This window comes from Peribacillus sedimenti, assembly GCF_046237635.1.
GTDB classification, from domain to species: domain Bacteria; phylum Bacillota; class Bacilli; order Bacillales; family DSM-1321; genus Peribacillus; species Peribacillus sedimenti.
The window spans coordinates 575,932-589,567 of sequence record NZ_CP143547.1 but is presented as its reverse complement, the minus strand read 5'-3'; the positions used below and the strand labels follow the sequence as shown (position 1 = coordinate 589,567).

Here is a 13,636-nt window from a genome sequence, read left to right as displayed (position 1 = left end):
TTTATTCCGCCTCCGTTAATATCTTAGCTGCCCCGTAGAGAATTTGTACGGCCTTCGCAAGATCCCTTGCGTCCGACCATTCCTCCGGGCAATGGCTAAGCCCATTTTTACTGGGCACAAAAACCATTCCAGCCGCCGTATAGTCCGAAAATACCATCGCATCATGGCCAGCCCCGCTATTAATGGAGCAGTACGGGATATCCAGTTCAGCGCTTTGCTCCTTTAACAAAGAGACAACTTCTGGATTCATTGCTTTCGGCTGGATATACAGCTGTTCTTCGTATGAGATTCGGATGCCGTTTCCGTTGTATGAATGGATGAGGTCTTTCGTTTTTTTAATCATACTTTGGACATTCTCTTCTTTGCCAGAGCGAATATCTACAGAAAAAACGGTCTTCTGCGGAATCACATTAGCTCCGTTTGGAAACACATTAAGCCGTCCGGTTGTAATTACCGAACCATTCCCTTCCTGGATTGCCAGTTCAGGCAGCTTGGCGATGATTTGGGCAGCGGTAACCAATGAGTCGGACCGGCGATCCATCGGGGTCGTTCCCGCATGTCCCGCCTGTCCTTCAATCGTCACTTCAAGCTGTGCAAGGCCCACGATTGCGTCCACAACTCCAATAGGAATATTCTTCTCCTCCAGAATCGGGCCTTGTTCAATATGCAGTTCCAAATAAGCCTTCATCGTTTCAGGCTTTCTTTGTTTAGGAAGGGTCGGATCAAGACCGATCTGCTTCATCGCTTCCTCCGTAGAAATGCCGTCCTTGTCCTTAAGCTCTTTAAAATCTTTTTCGTTAAGCATCCCGACTATCCCTCTAGAGCCCATCAGCCCGCCTCCGAAACGGGAACCCTCTTCTTCCACAAGCGCGAAAACCTCCAGCGGGTACTGTGGCTTCAATCCATTTTTCACAAAAAGCGAAGCCACCTCAAGTCCTGCCACTACTCCTGCCGGCCCGTCATATGCCCCGCCATTCGGAACAGAATCAAAATGCGAACCCACAAGGACGCTCGGCGCATCCGGCAGGCTTCCTTCCAGTTTTCCGAAGATATTCCCTAAACCATCCTCCCTGACTTCCAGGCCAAGCTCCTTCATTTGTTCCTTGATATAATTACGTGCCTGCAAATCCTCTTTGCTGTATGTAAGCCGAGTCGTTCCATTATTCGGTGTTGCCGTAAATTCATTTAAGGCCTCAATATGTTTTTCAATACTTTTTTCGAGTGATTCCACAAGTCCCCGCTCCTTTTTTATAACAATCCTACAAAAATTCCTGCTAAGATAACAGATACGATTGTAACGGTAATAAATCCTCCTACCAGCATAGGCGGAAGCATCCGGCTCGTAAGCATTTCCCTTTCCTTCTCATCCTCGGTCAACGATTTGATAACTTCAGAGGTAATAATGTAATCTGCCGGGAATCCGTAAAGGGCAGTCAACGAAACCGAAAATGCCATTTCTTTGCTGACCTTTAGCACCTTTCCGATCACCAATGAGAATATGTACATACCGATTACGGCCAGGACAATACAACCAATCAACGGATATAAAAGATCGACCATCATGCTCGGGGTCGCTTTATTCAATCCGTCAAAAATGAAGAGCATCAGCGCCATGATCGCAAGCCCGAAACCGTTCGCCTTTTGCAGTACCTGTTTTTCCAGAAAACCGACGCTTGTCGCAATGACACCGAACAATAAGCAAAGAACAAACGGGCTGACACTGACGACCGGTGCCAGTAAAGTTGATGTTAAATAAGCCAAATATGCTACCAAAGCGAGCCTGAAGTATTTAAAGAAATCTGTGTTATATTTCTCAGGCATATTTTTAAACAGTTTTAATTCCTGCTTAGAGGTTTCTAGTGCAGCCGCTGCCTCTTCCGTTTTTTGTTCGGACAGCTGCCCACTGCGGTACAGCTTCAGAAGCCTCTTGCCTTCCTTCTTAAGCATGATGGATGTCAATGGATATCCTGCAAAACCTTGCATAACGTAAATGACAATCGCAAAGACGGAAAGTGATGCCAGACCAGCTTCCTTCGCTCCTTCAGACATAATCAAGGCGGAAACAACACCACCAACTAAAGGCGGAATTGCTACGACAACTGTCTCAAAACCGAAAACAAATGTACCGATACCTAATAAAGTTGCGATAATTCCCAGAATTCCTGATATGGCAATCAGAATAGTCTTCCACTGATTTCTCAATTCCTTTAGTGATAGCAATGTCCCCATATTCGTGATTAACAAGTAAATCAGCATAGTGGCAACTACTGGCGGTATACCTGCCAGAGACACGATATCCTTTGGAAAGAATGTCCAGTATCCAATCAGGAACAAGACTGCACATACAAATATCGATGGCACCCAGGCCTTCGTGCGCACTGCTACTAAATCCCCTATAAATAAAATTGCGACAAGAATGACTAACGCTAACATCTGTGACATAAGAATCTTTTCACTTACCTTTCAAAAATAGTATTTAAGCATAATAACACTAATATGACAGAATAAAAAGATAAGTATATCTTTTCTGATTAATCAAGAAAAAGGGCTCGAGAGGGACAGCATTTTAAAATGACGATTATTTTTCCTGGAAATCAAAAGATATAAATTGTGTGCAGGGAAGAGGCTATATGAAATACAAATGAAAATCAGGTTATGTAAAATAATTACAATAAGCTATACTTAATACAAAACAAATGAAAGGGATGACACTCTCCATGAACTTGGTTACAAAATTTAAAATAGCAACCTCTGTAAATGAAGTATATGAAGCATTTGTAGATCCTGAAAAAATCGGGAATTTCTGGTTCTCATCCAGTTCAGAGAGATGGGAAAGCGGAAAGAAGATTCAATTAACGTATGACGAATACAATGCTAGACTCGAGATTACCGTAGTGGAGGCCGAACCCAATAAAAAAATCGCGTTCAAATGGGGAGCCGACGACGAAGAGCGTACGATTACCATAACGCTGCATGAATTGGAAAATTCTGAGACAATCATCGAAGTGAATGAGGAAGGTTTTGCAGACAATGATCCAGACTTAATGGCTAAATTACTGGACAATAAGGAAGGCTGGGTGTTTATGCTGACCTGCCTTAAGGGGTATCTAGAGTTTGGCGTGACAAAGCTAAGAGGCGGATTGGTGAAGGATTGACGCTGCTGTCTGGCTGAACATCATGAAATTTGATTTAAAAATCATATGCTACAAAGATCAAGGACATGGACCCAAACGGCCATGTTTTTTTATCTGCTGATGAATAATGGTATTCTGTTTGATAATATTGCGGATTAAATGCTTGTGTGTGATACCGATGGTGCCCTTGTTTATTGATGCTGTAGCATAGGAGGAATTGCTGCGCCCCTATTTTCTCAAATTTTAGCAGGTCCGATAAAAGTGGCAGGTGTGACGGGGGCAGGCTGTTTTCCACTGATTTTCATCATAAGATTTTCTTACAAAAGAAAAAAGACCTCACACTGGTGAGGTCTCTTCTTTCGTATACACTTCTTTTTCCTACTCTTTGACAAACTCAATGGTACTTCTAACCGTATCAATCGGACGGACCAGACGTTCAATCTGTTCACGCTTCGGCTCCAGGAATGGAGGAAGTGACAGCTTCTCACCTAAGGTTTCGTAAGGTTCATCACCCATGAATCCAGGGCCGTCTGTGGCAAATTCAAACAGGATTTGCGGTGCGACCCGTGCATACAATGAGCCGAAGAAGAAACGGTCCACAAAGCCGGATGTCTGGAAGCCGAAGCTTTCCATGCGGGAAATCCATTCCTCAAGCACCGAGCGGTCCTCGACACGGAACGCCGCATGGTGGACAGTTCCGAATCCCTGTCTTGCCTGCGGAAGGACCGTGTTATGCTCGACAACTACCTGCGCTCCGTTGCCACCCTGTCCGACTTCAAATAAATGATACGATCCTTCTTTCGCTATTTCCTTAAACTGCAGGACCTTTTCCATCATCTCTTTAAAATAGTCAAAGTGGGCAATGCGGACGAAAATCGGTCCCAATCCTGTGATGGCATACTCGAGTGGAATCGGTCCCTTTTGCCAAGGAGTGCCGGATGGAAGGCCTTCGTTCTTTTCATCGGAGATCAGCTGGTATTGCTGGTCATCAAAATCAACGAAAGATAATGTCTTTTTGCCAAACTGTTCTTTAATTCCGGAATGCTTCACTTCCAGGCGGTCAAACCGTTTCACCCAATAATCCAATGCTGCATCACTTGGTACACGGAAGGATGTCTTGGAAATCTCATTCGTTCCATGCACTCCCTTTGGGATGCCAGGGAAATCAAAGAAGGTCATGTCCGTACCCGGGCTGCCCGTATCATCGGCAAAAAACAAATGATAGGTCTGGATATCATCCTGGTTCACCGTTTTCTTGACCAAACGCATTCCTAACACATACGTAAAAAACTCATAATTCTTTTCCGCACTGCTCGTAATCGCTGTTACGTGGTGTATTCCTTTTAATCCATTCATATATAAGCCTCCGAACTATAATGTAAAATCAATTCTATTTAATCTCTATCTGATACGTTTTCCCATAACTCCACTGGAATACTCATTTTACTTTAATTAAAGTATCTTTAATTCGAGATAATTGTAATATGAATAGGATGAAGTGTCAATTAAAAAAGAACACTCATCACAAGTGTCCTTTCAGCCATCCATTTAATTAATGATCCCTGCGATACAAATCCCGTGTCTTATAACCGGCAGCAAGGATCAATTTCATCTCTTCACGGCGTTTTTCTCTTGTCGCCTCTTGCTTTGCACTGTATACATAGCGTGCCCAATCCTTACGGTATCCCGGTGTCAGGGACTGATAGAAAGCAAGAAGGTCAGGAGAATCCTGCAGGTATTGTTCCACCTCAGGAATCAATTCGATATAATCATCAACACGCTGGCTTGCTTTTGCAGAAGCAGTTTTCTTGCTGCGGGATTCCTCCTTCAGGCCGACTACCGTAAACACTTCATCCAGGCCTACCATCCGCGCAAACTTAATGCTGCTGTCACCTATGTAGCCGTCTTCTCCTGCACCCAATCCGCCTAAAAGGTCGTCCCGATGAATATACGTGGAATATACTTTATTCCCTTTCTTCGGATAAGCCAGATAGATATAGCCTTTATTATTTAGCAAATTATTTTCGATGATCCTGTCCACAAGTCCCTTTAAGGAATCCATATCCAGCACGAAAGCAAAAATAAGATCGTACGGCCCATCAATCAGCTCCGTGTCATAATCAGACAAGCCTTCTAAATAATCCCTACCATCCGGCACATGTAACACAGCGACTTTCTTATACTTTTGTAAATTCAGTTTCTCTGCTATTGTTTTAGCCATCATGATCCACCTAAAAAATTTATTGTACTTTAAGTGTAAAAGTTTCCTTTTTCATTCGCAACTTGAATTATTTTAAAGTATCAGCTCTTTTTCCACAGACAAACCGGAGTTTTTCGAATCCTTTTCAAAGAGTCCGTAAAAAAAGACCGCCGACAAATGTGCCGGCAGCCTTTTCAATTTTATACCATTAACTTTTAAAGAAATCCCTAAGCGGCTTGAAGTCCTTCCTGATATCGATGCTGTTTCGTTCAGCTTTCATCAAACGGTCAGCCATTTCCATAGACCACGCAAAAAAGCACCAACAATATTGTTAGTGCAGAATTAAATATAAATCCATCCTCCGGTTTGACCATTCATATTTTGCTGGTTCTACTCTCAAAAGTTTTATGTAATTGCCAACGCCACTGTCTTTCATACTCCACATTTATCATTTTCTTTCACAAATGACAGAATGCACCTCCTAAATATGTAATAATTTGTGTTATTATGGTAATCTGGTTTGTTTTTTTCATTCATGAATCACATCAAAAGGAGTACATATGAAGGAGTTTTATACACTCATCAGTAAAAAAATATATTATTCGGTAGTGTTCATGATCATGGCTCTTATTATGATTGGTTTGCTATTAGGCAATCCGCGATTTGGAGAGTATGATGCAGGTTACATGTTACATATCGGTCTTGCTATCGTTTTGATTGCATGTTTATTGCTTTATCCCAAGTATGAACACCATATATTTAGAATTATCATAATCGTTGTGGCGTCAGCTTTTCTTTATACCATTTTCTTTCTATATCCAGAAACACGGTCTACCTTTATTTTTCTATGTTTTATACCTGCCATTTCTATATTGTTTTTTGATTCAAAGCTGTTTTATTTTTCATTACTATTTAACGGGCTATCATTCACGATCATATTTAACTATATTTTTTTAATGGATCATGACAATGTATATGTTTATTTTAAACAAGATTTAGTAGGGAATGTGATCAATTTTTTAGCAAGCCAGGCCATTATATATCTCATTTATCATTTTACGAATGTTCGCATGAGAAAACAGAAATTATACTATGAGCAGCTGCAAAATTCAGAACGTTTGAAGACAACTGGTCAATTAGCAGCTGCCGTTGCCCATGAGATTAGAAATCCATTGACGGTGGTTAAGGGTTTTCTGCAGTTTTATCGAGAAAAAGACACAGCATTTGATGATGAAGCAAAGGGACATTTTACTTTGATGATCGATGAATTAAATACAGCAGAACAAGTGATTTCTCAATTTTTATCTATAGCCAAGCCAGACAAAAATATAAAAATGGAGTTAGTGAATGTTAAGGTAATTCTCCAGAGTGTCACGGATTTGCTTAGATCCTATGGGCTGCTGCATGATAATACAATTGAATTAAATGTGGATGATAATTGCTTCATCTGCGCTAACAGCATAGAGTATAAACAATTAATGATTAACATCATTAAAAATGCAATTGAAGCCTCTAACTTGGGTGATTCTGTCACTGTAAACGCAAAAAGAAAGAATGATTTCGTAGAGATGGAAGTAATCGATTACGGGTGCGGCATGTCAGAGGCTGAAGTCGCAGCTCTCGGCACTCCCTTTTACTCTTTAAAAAGCAATGGGACTGGATTGGGTTTGATGATTTGCTATCACATTATAGAAAAATATAATGGGACAATCAGCTTTCAAAGCTCGGAAGGTAAAGGGACAACCGTTACGCTATGCTTACCGGCAATAAAGCCTGTGTAGGGACGGAATTACTGCAGCTTTGGCATGTCAAAAGCCGGTACTGGATTTAAAAAACCAGATATGACGGCCACCCGTAATAGCGGGTGGTTTTCTATGCGGCTGAAAGCTTTATTGCTGACCATACTTCTCGCAAGTGTACTATTCTTAAATTTCCCCCTATTGATAAATCTTTTTCGGCTATGCTTTACTTTACCAAAATTTAGTAAAATAGTCCTATTAACGAGAGTATACCGAGTGGGATACTATTAATTTAGAAAACTGGTCAGGATTATTATTGCAACTCACCTTTGTAAGCGCTATCAAATTAAACTTACGTTCAAAAATGGTAGTTTTGAAAAGAGGTGGTATACGTTTCATCCAAACTAAGAGTAATTAGTTACATTTGAAATTTTTAAAGAACTATTTACAAATCGCTACAAAAAGTAGTTGTTTAGGGAGGAAAAAATGAAGAAGTCACTTTTATTATCAAAAATCCGCTTGCGGGCGGCTATCAGTTGTTTATTACTTATCACGCTAGTCTTATCACTTCTATGGAATCCTGCAGGAACAAACTCCAACAAGGTGTCAGCAGCTTCAAAAAAATATAGCACTCCAATACCAACTGTTTCAGGACCTATTCCCATTACAAAAACTTCCCGTCCATTTACCGTAGGAGGCACAGATCTCGAAAAGTATGGATACCGGTTGGATGAATATTTAGTCAGCGGCAAAGCAAATGTTTACGATTGGGGAAAAGACGGTAAAGCAGCTAGTCCACAAGTAAGGACAGCAAACGCGCCTTATACAACCCGGATGGTTGTTAGACGACCTGAAAACCCAAGAAAATTTAGCGGCAATGTTTGGGTGGAACTGAATAACCCGTCTCGTGGCTGGGATGTTGAGGTTCAATGGCCGACAGTTCAAGATAAAGTCCTTCGGGATGGCGACATCTGGGTTTCTGTAACGGTTAAGCCCAATGTAATAGCCTCCCTGAAACGTATTGATCCTAAACGTTATGCCCCTTTATCGATGGCGAATCCACTGTCTCCGGAACTGCAAGCATGCGGCAAGCTGCCTGGAGAAGCAGGTTACGATGAAAATCTTTCAAAACTCTATGAAAATGGACTTGTTTGGGATATGCTGAGCCAGACAGGCGCCCTTTTGCGCGAAAAGGACAAGAATAATCCACTTCATAAGTATAATGTTAAGTATGTATTTGGAACCGGGGAATCCCAAACAGGATTCTTCCTTAACACATATGCGGCAAATTTTGCCGAGAATGCAAAGCTGAAAAACGGCCGTACTGTTTATGATGGTTTTATCTCAGCTTCCGGAGCAGGCAGAACAACACCAATCAATCAATGTGTACCTGCCACCGATGTTAAAGACCCGAGATCCCAGCTCCCTAAAAAGCATGTGCCGTTTATGCGGGCTGATGCACAAGGCGATATCTTCCAGCTTGGCAGCTATCTGTGGAGACAGCAGGACAGCGACGCCCCTGGTGCAGGTTTCCGGATGTATGAAATCACTGGCGCTCCGCATGGTCCAATTAACATTGTGAACTATCAGCCACCAGCAGAAGACATAGTTAAGGCAGGAAATTTACCAACAATGGTACCGTACGCTTACGGAGGTGTCGAGCCAAAGGCAAACCAACTGCCGCGCCATTACCTCGAAATAGCCATGTATGCCAATATGGAACGCTGGGTTATCAAAGGAATTAAACCTCCACATGCCAAGCCTTTGAGAGTACAAGCTGGTGTAAGCACACAGAAAAGTCTGACCGGGGAAACCATCAATGCCTCTTTTGTAAAGGATAAATACGGAAATGTTCTGGACGGTGTACGCAGTCCGTATGTCGATGTTCCAAGAGCTACTTACAACGAGTGGGCCACTTTAAAGCCAGGTTATCCGTATGCATGGTCATTTGGCCACCAGGTAGACTTTTCTAGTGAAACTCTTCAAAAAATGTACGGAGCAGTTGGAGCGCATCAAAATTATGTGAAGCAGATTAAAGCATCAGTCAATAAATTGGTAAAGCAGCGCTGGCTTGAGCCGGAAGAAGGAGAAAAGATTGTCCTGGAAGCTGAGTTGACGCCTTTGCCATAATGGGGCAAACTCATTTCGTACAAAAAGTGTTAATTATGCGTGACCCATATTAGACCAGTCAAAAACGTTTAAAGCTGCATAAATAAAAATGGCCCCAGTATCGCTTCGGGGCCATTTTGTTTGCGCAGCAGCGATACGCTTCTGTGTCAACTTAATCTGAATTCCGTTTTTAATATTAGCGATTAGAATGGTGTAACAATGAACTATTTCGCATCCTGGCTTGGTCTGAACTACATATACGATTTTCCAGTATAAATAATCTAAAAAAACGTATCGGCACAGCCAGTCTCCGCTTTTTACTTACCCTCGCTAACATCATAGATTGGAATCTTAATCGTAAAAACTGTTCCCTTATGCGGAGCACTAGATACAGAGAGAGTTCCCCCATGCAGCTCAATGATTTTCTTCGAAAGCGATAATCCCAATCCCGTTCCCGTTTCCTTTGTAGAGAAGAAAGGATCGAAAATATACTTTAAATGTTGGCTATCTATTCCAATCCCATTATCCTTGAATTGGAAGCTGATATCATTCTTTTCTCTTGTGCACACTAAACTGATCTCCATATCCGTTGTTCCTTTAGATTCGACTGCGTTGTTAAATAAATTTATAAATACTTGAATCAGTTCACTTTGATTTACCAGAATCAGAGTATTGTCTAAATCCTCGCTAATGTTCACTACCATGTCCACTTTTTTCAGAATGGCTTCACTGTACAGCAGCCCTGTAAAATGGGCCACGAAATCCGTAACCGGCTCAGGTTCCTTCAGCATTGGCGAGGACTTCGAAACCATTAAGAATTCGCTTATAATTTTATTGGCACGGTCAAGCTCGGGTATTAGCAGTGTATCGAAAAGGTTTGAATCTACATCCAGCTGTCCTTCCCCCATCAGCTGCAAGAATCCCCGAACCGTCGTTAAAGGATTTCGAATTTCATGAGCGATACTTGCTGCTATTTGTCCAATCATATTCATTTTTTCCGCTTCTTTTAAATAGTTTAAAAAATGGAACAGACCAATGACCCTCAATACATTGCCGTCTTCATCATATATGATCCTAGTATTAATAATTCCATAATTTGAATCCAGGACTTCTTCGTTATAAATCTCTGTGCTGGTTTTTAGCGTTTGCAGCAATTTAATCTCCGAATCATCAATTTTTAATAAGTTAGAGATGTGCGTGCCAATTACCTGTTCTTCAGTTGCATTTAAATCTATTAATGTTTGTTTGTTACAAAGCGTGATGAGTCCATCCTTGTCTATAAAAACAATGTGGTGAGGCACTACATCTAGCATAGATTGCAAAAACAGCTCCAGCTGCTCAAACCTATATCGAATAGACGGATAAACTAAATTGCTTTTTTCAATATCTTTTTCCGTGACTCCTGAAAAAATAATTGATTTATCATTTTTCTTTTTCTGTATTCTTATATTTGTTTTCGCATCAATATAGTCTATATCTATAGGTAAATCAGCGATCAATCGCTTATAGAATTCTAACTCCTCTTGAGTCGATTTAAATGAATGGAGGCTGCATTTCTCCTTGGACATATACGATCACTCCAAATCTTGTCCCTTTGCTGCATATAATAAAAATTTTTTTATTATATAACTCTTGCTGGACTCGTTTCTTATGCAGAATTGTCTCAAAGGTTTTATTTACTAAAAATACTATATTATCAGTTAATTGGCGATAGTTTACATCCAGAAATGTTCAACCTTTTTACGTCAAACTGTTGTTCATGTTAAAGAGCGGCCACAGTTTCTACATCCTACAAATCCAGTGCCCATTGATCCGACAGCCTTCTCCATAAGTATAATTACTTAAAAAGAAAGAGTAACCTAAAGTGGCTACTCAAATTTTGTTACTTATATTCTCCCTTTTCCTCAGCAGCAATGGATATCGGCTTAAAGAACTCATTCTATGCTGCATGTCCCTAACCCGCTTTTTAAAATATTGTTCTAACTCTGTATCCGTACAGTCTATGAATCATCCTTTTTGCCCACGGGTCATTAAGGTCCTGTATGTGTTCTAGATAATCTCATCAGTGACCTTTGTGGCTTCTTCCGGTTTCTCCTTCACCATCTTCTTCAGGCCTTTTAAAGAGGCATCTGTCTTTGCCCGTTTGGTAACGTCAGTCAGCACTTGTCCATCATGACAAATAAGATCAGCCCCGATAGACCCCAACATAATCAAACTCCAGCCACTCGCAAGTATGAATACAGCCAATTTCATTCAACGGGTTCCGATCGATAGCTTATGTTTCTGAGTTGTTTAAGTCCCATCCCAAAGTACGGACCTGCCCTGTAGCACAATAAGAAAAGCCGTCTAAATGACGACTCTGATCCTTGCTTAATCCATCCGTTTTGTTGAACAAGCACCTTATTAATATAACTTGGCCCTATTTCTCTTCCTCGACCTTAATGACCTTTCCTGACTCTGCATCTACTTTCACATCAAATTCCTTTTGTTCTTGCGAAATTTCAATATCATATAATAATATTCCGTTCTCTGTGTCGAGTTCACGATCGGTTACGGTACCTTTCACTTCTTTCAAAGCCGTTTCAACCGCGGCCTCAACGCTTACTTTTGGCTTTTGGGCTGTCTCTCTGAGTGAGGAATCATCATCTGTGCTATCGATATCGCCTTGGGCTGATCCGCCATCATCAAGCTCGTCATCTTCATCGCCCTTTTCAACAGCAATGATTTTCCCTGTTGTCCCATCCAGCTCAACTTCGTGATACCCAGTGTCTGTCTTGACAGTCATTTCATATTGTACTTGTTTATAATCCCAATCCTTTTCCATTTTGGTTACTTCACCATCTAATTCTTTGCTGACAATTTCAGATGCCTCAGTTTCGGAAATCTTTAACATGCTTTTCGCCGCATAGGCCGCCGTGCCTGCTGCCCCCAATACGATCAGCAAGAGAATTGAAAAGAGAGTGATGATTATTTTCTTTCTCTTTACAGCAGTTTCCCTTATCTTAAGCCATGCATTTTTCATCCTTTATTCCTCCTTGTTTATCGATATTTTAAATATAAACAGGAAAAATAAAAGGAAGATGAAAGAAACATTAAAATCAGATGAGAATATTTAAGCATCAAATATAATCGCAGCCGAGGTTCCTTTTCCCTCCACACTCTTTATTTCCAATTCTGCCCCCATGGCTTCTACCATGGTTTTCGCAATCGACAATCCCAGCCCATTTCCTCCTGTCTTTCTCGAGCGGGAACGGTCCACCCGGTAAAAACGATCAAAAATGAAGGCTAAGTCCTTCTGAGAGATCCCTATGCCTTTATCCTCAACGATGATGGCAATCCGTTCATCCTGTTCTACTTTGATGATTATTTCGTCACTGCTATATTTTAGAGCATTATCAAGAAGGATGATTAATACCTGTTCTAGTTTTGTCTTATCGGCAACCATAGTTATTTCCTGCTGCGAAGCATCGATCAGGATGGTTCGATTGGAAGTCCTTGATAACGGCAGAGCAACCTCCCGGCAAAACTGGACAGCCTCAAGTTCCTCCTTTTCAGCTTCATCCGCATGGCCCTGCGTGGCCGCTTCCAATAAGTGCCCGGTCAATGTCTTCATTCGCTGTGCCTCGTGTTGGATTGCTTCGACAGCTTCTTCCAATATCTTCTTATCCTCCATCCCCCAACGCTTTAACAGGCTGGCATAACTATCAATGATGGTCAGCGGTGTCCTTAATTCATGAGAGGCATCGGAAAGGAATTGCTGCTGCTTGGCATGATTGATTTCTAAGCGTTCCATCATCTTATTAAAGGTGACAGCCATCGCCTTCAATTCATCCTTAGAATCCTCGGCTTCAACGGGGATTGTTTTAAACGTACCATCCCTCTCAATTTCGCTTATCGTCCTGCTCATAATGGAAATGGGAGCAATGATTAATGTAGATAGCCACCTCCCCGCAACAACCGAAAGAATAAGAATGATGAGCGATGCCACCATTAATACTGTTGAAAGCAGTGACAAACCTTCGAAAACTGATTCCAGGCTGGTTCTTATTTCAATTGTGCCGATCAATTCACCATCAGCACGGTACGGGAGGCGGTAAATCAATCGTTCTTCCCTATAGCGGACATCGAATTCTTCCTCCTTAACATGCCTGGGAGGGATGACCTCTGCATCATCTTCATCATCGGCATTCATATTTACAACTTCGCTGTCCAGATTAACAATGAAAACCGTGCCGTCCTCTGGAGTATAGGCGGTTAATATACTGGAACCACCACCGAAAATCTCATTCTTTGAATGATTTTCCTTCAAGAGTGCCGCCTGATCCTCCAGCGTTTCTTTTTCCCTCTCCAAAGAAAAACTGAAGAAAAGGAAGGCAAGAATTACATTTAACAATAGCAGCATCGCGAGTAAAAAAAGACTTGAATATAATTGAATCTTTGTTCTAATCTTCATA

10 protein-coding genes and 1 pseudogene are annotated in these 13,636 nt (G+C 41.4%); 3 read left to right on the top strand and 8 right to left on the bottom strand.

All coding sequences use genetic code 11. The features are described 5' to 3' along the window. Position 1: 1 nt before the first annotated feature. Together V1500_RS03065 and V1500_RS03060 are read right to left on the bottom strand one after the other, a co-directional pair. Positions 2-1,231 carry a Zn-dependent hydrolase gene (locus tag V1500_RS03065; RefSeq protein ID WP_409304141.1) on the bottom strand — a complete coding sequence of 410 codons (1,230 nt, stop codon included), beginning with the start codon at positions 1,229-1,231 and terminating at the stop codon, positions 2-4. A 17-nt stretch (positions 1,232-1,248) separates the two neighbouring features. Further along, positions 1,249-2,442: a hypothetical protein gene (locus V1500_RS03060; RefSeq protein WP_409304140.1), complete on the bottom strand. Its 1,194-nt coding sequence runs from the start codon at positions 2,440-2,442 to the stop codon at positions 1,249-1,251. A gap of 275 nt (positions 2,443-2,717) precedes the next feature. On the opposite strand from V1500_RS03060, the gene V1500_RS03055 reads away from it, so the two are divergent. Continuing rightward, on the top strand, positions 2,718-3,155 hold the full coding sequence (locus V1500_RS03055) for an SRPBCC family protein (protein WP_409304139.1): 438 nt from the start codon (positions 2,718-2,720) through the stop codon (positions 3,153-3,155). A gap of 357 nt (positions 3,156-3,512) precedes the next feature. Here the strand turns inward: V1500_RS03055 and V1500_RS03050 are convergent, their stop codons facing one another. Further along, entirely contained in the window at positions 3,513-4,490 is a 978-nt protein-coding gene (locus tag V1500_RS03050) for a ring-cleaving dioxygenase (protein ID WP_409304138.1), read from the bottom strand. A gap of 196 nt (positions 4,491-4,686) precedes the next feature. Continuing rightward, positions 4,687-5,355 (bottom strand): YdeI/OmpD-associated family protein, encoded by a 669-nt coding sequence (locus tag V1500_RS03045; protein ID WP_409305901.1) that lies wholly within the window; start codon positions 5,353-5,355, stop codon positions 4,687-4,689. A 539-nt stretch (positions 5,356-5,894) separates the two neighbouring features. On the opposite strand from V1500_RS03045, the gene V1500_RS03040 reads away from it, so the two are divergent. Both V1500_RS03040 and V1500_RS03035 read left to right on the top strand, forming a co-directional pair. After that, positions 5,895-7,115 (top strand): ATP-binding protein, encoded by a 1,221-nt coding sequence (locus V1500_RS03040; RefSeq protein WP_409304137.1) that lies wholly within the window; start codon positions 5,895-5,897, stop codon positions 7,113-7,115. 444 nt (positions 7,116-7,559) lie between these two features. Beyond that, positions 7,560-9,203: an alpha/beta hydrolase domain-containing protein gene (locus V1500_RS03035; protein WP_409304136.1), complete on the top strand. Its 1,644-nt coding sequence runs from the start codon at positions 7,560-7,562 to the stop codon at positions 9,201-9,203. 296 nt (positions 9,204-9,499) lie between these two features. Here the strand turns inward: V1500_RS03035 and V1500_RS03030 are convergent, their stop codons facing one another. The 4 genes and pseudogenes from V1500_RS03030 to V1500_RS03015 all read right to left on the bottom strand — a co-directional run bounded on the left by V1500_RS03030 (position 9,500) and on the right by V1500_RS03015 (position 13,635). Continuing rightward, positions 9,500-10,750, bottom strand: coding sequence for an ATP-binding protein (locus tag V1500_RS03030; RefSeq protein ID WP_409304135.1), 1,251 nt, complete (start codon positions 10,748-10,750; stop codon positions 9,500-9,502). Between the two features lie 314 nt (positions 10,751-11,064). After that, positions 11,065-11,490 (bottom strand): annotated as a pseudogene (locus tag V1500_RS03025) (DNA/RNA helicase domain-containing protein); the annotation flags it as partial. 111 nt (positions 11,491-11,601) lie between these two features. Next, positions 11,602-12,204: a PepSY domain-containing protein gene (locus V1500_RS03020; protein WP_409304134.1), complete on the bottom strand. Its 603-nt coding sequence runs from the start codon at positions 12,202-12,204 to the stop codon at positions 11,602-11,604. A 90-nt stretch (positions 12,205-12,294) separates the two neighbouring features. Continuing rightward, positions 12,295-13,635 carry an ATP-binding protein gene (locus tag V1500_RS03015; RefSeq protein ID WP_409304133.1) on the bottom strand — a complete coding sequence of 447 codons (1,341 nt, stop codon included), beginning with the start codon at positions 13,633-13,635 and terminating at the stop codon, positions 12,295-12,297. Between the last annotated feature and the right edge of the window lies 1 nt (position 13,636).

What these genes read in the sequence shown, in the direction of transcription:
- V1500_RS03015 (WP_409304133.1), bottom strand. Translation starts at nt 13,635, where the DNA reads ATGAAGATTAGAACAAAGATTCAATTATATTCAAGTCTTTTTTTACTC.
- V1500_RS03050 (WP_409304138.1), bottom strand. Translation starts at nt 4,490, where the DNA reads ATGAATGGATTAAAAGGAATACACCACGTAACAGCGATTACGAGCAGT.
- V1500_RS03020 (WP_409304134.1), bottom strand. Translation starts at nt 12,204, where the DNA reads ATGAAAAATGCATGGCTTAAGATAAGGGAAACTGCTGTAAAGAGAAAG.
- V1500_RS03030 (WP_409304135.1), bottom strand. Translation starts at nt 10,750, where the DNA reads ATGTCCAAGGAGAAATGCAGCCTCCATTCATTTAAATCGACTCAAGAG.
- V1500_RS03055 (WP_409304139.1), top strand. Translation starts at nt 2,718, where the DNA reads ATGAACTTGGTTACAAAATTTAAAATAGCAACCTCTGTAAATGAAGTA.
- V1500_RS03060 (WP_409304140.1), bottom strand. Translation starts at nt 2,442, where the DNA reads ATGTCACAGATGTTAGCGTTAGTCATTCTTGTCGCAATTTTATTTATA.
- V1500_RS03045 (WP_409305901.1), bottom strand. Translation starts at nt 5,355, where the DNA reads ATGGCTAAAACAATAGCAGAGAAACTGAATTTACAAAAGTATAAGAAA.
- V1500_RS03040 (WP_409304137.1), top strand. Translation starts at nt 5,895, where the DNA reads ATGAAGGAGTTTTATACACTCATCAGTAAAAAAATATATTATTCGGTA.
- V1500_RS03035 (WP_409304136.1), top strand. Translation starts at nt 7,560, where the DNA reads ATGAAGAAGTCACTTTTATTATCAAAAATCCGCTTGCGGGCGGCTATC.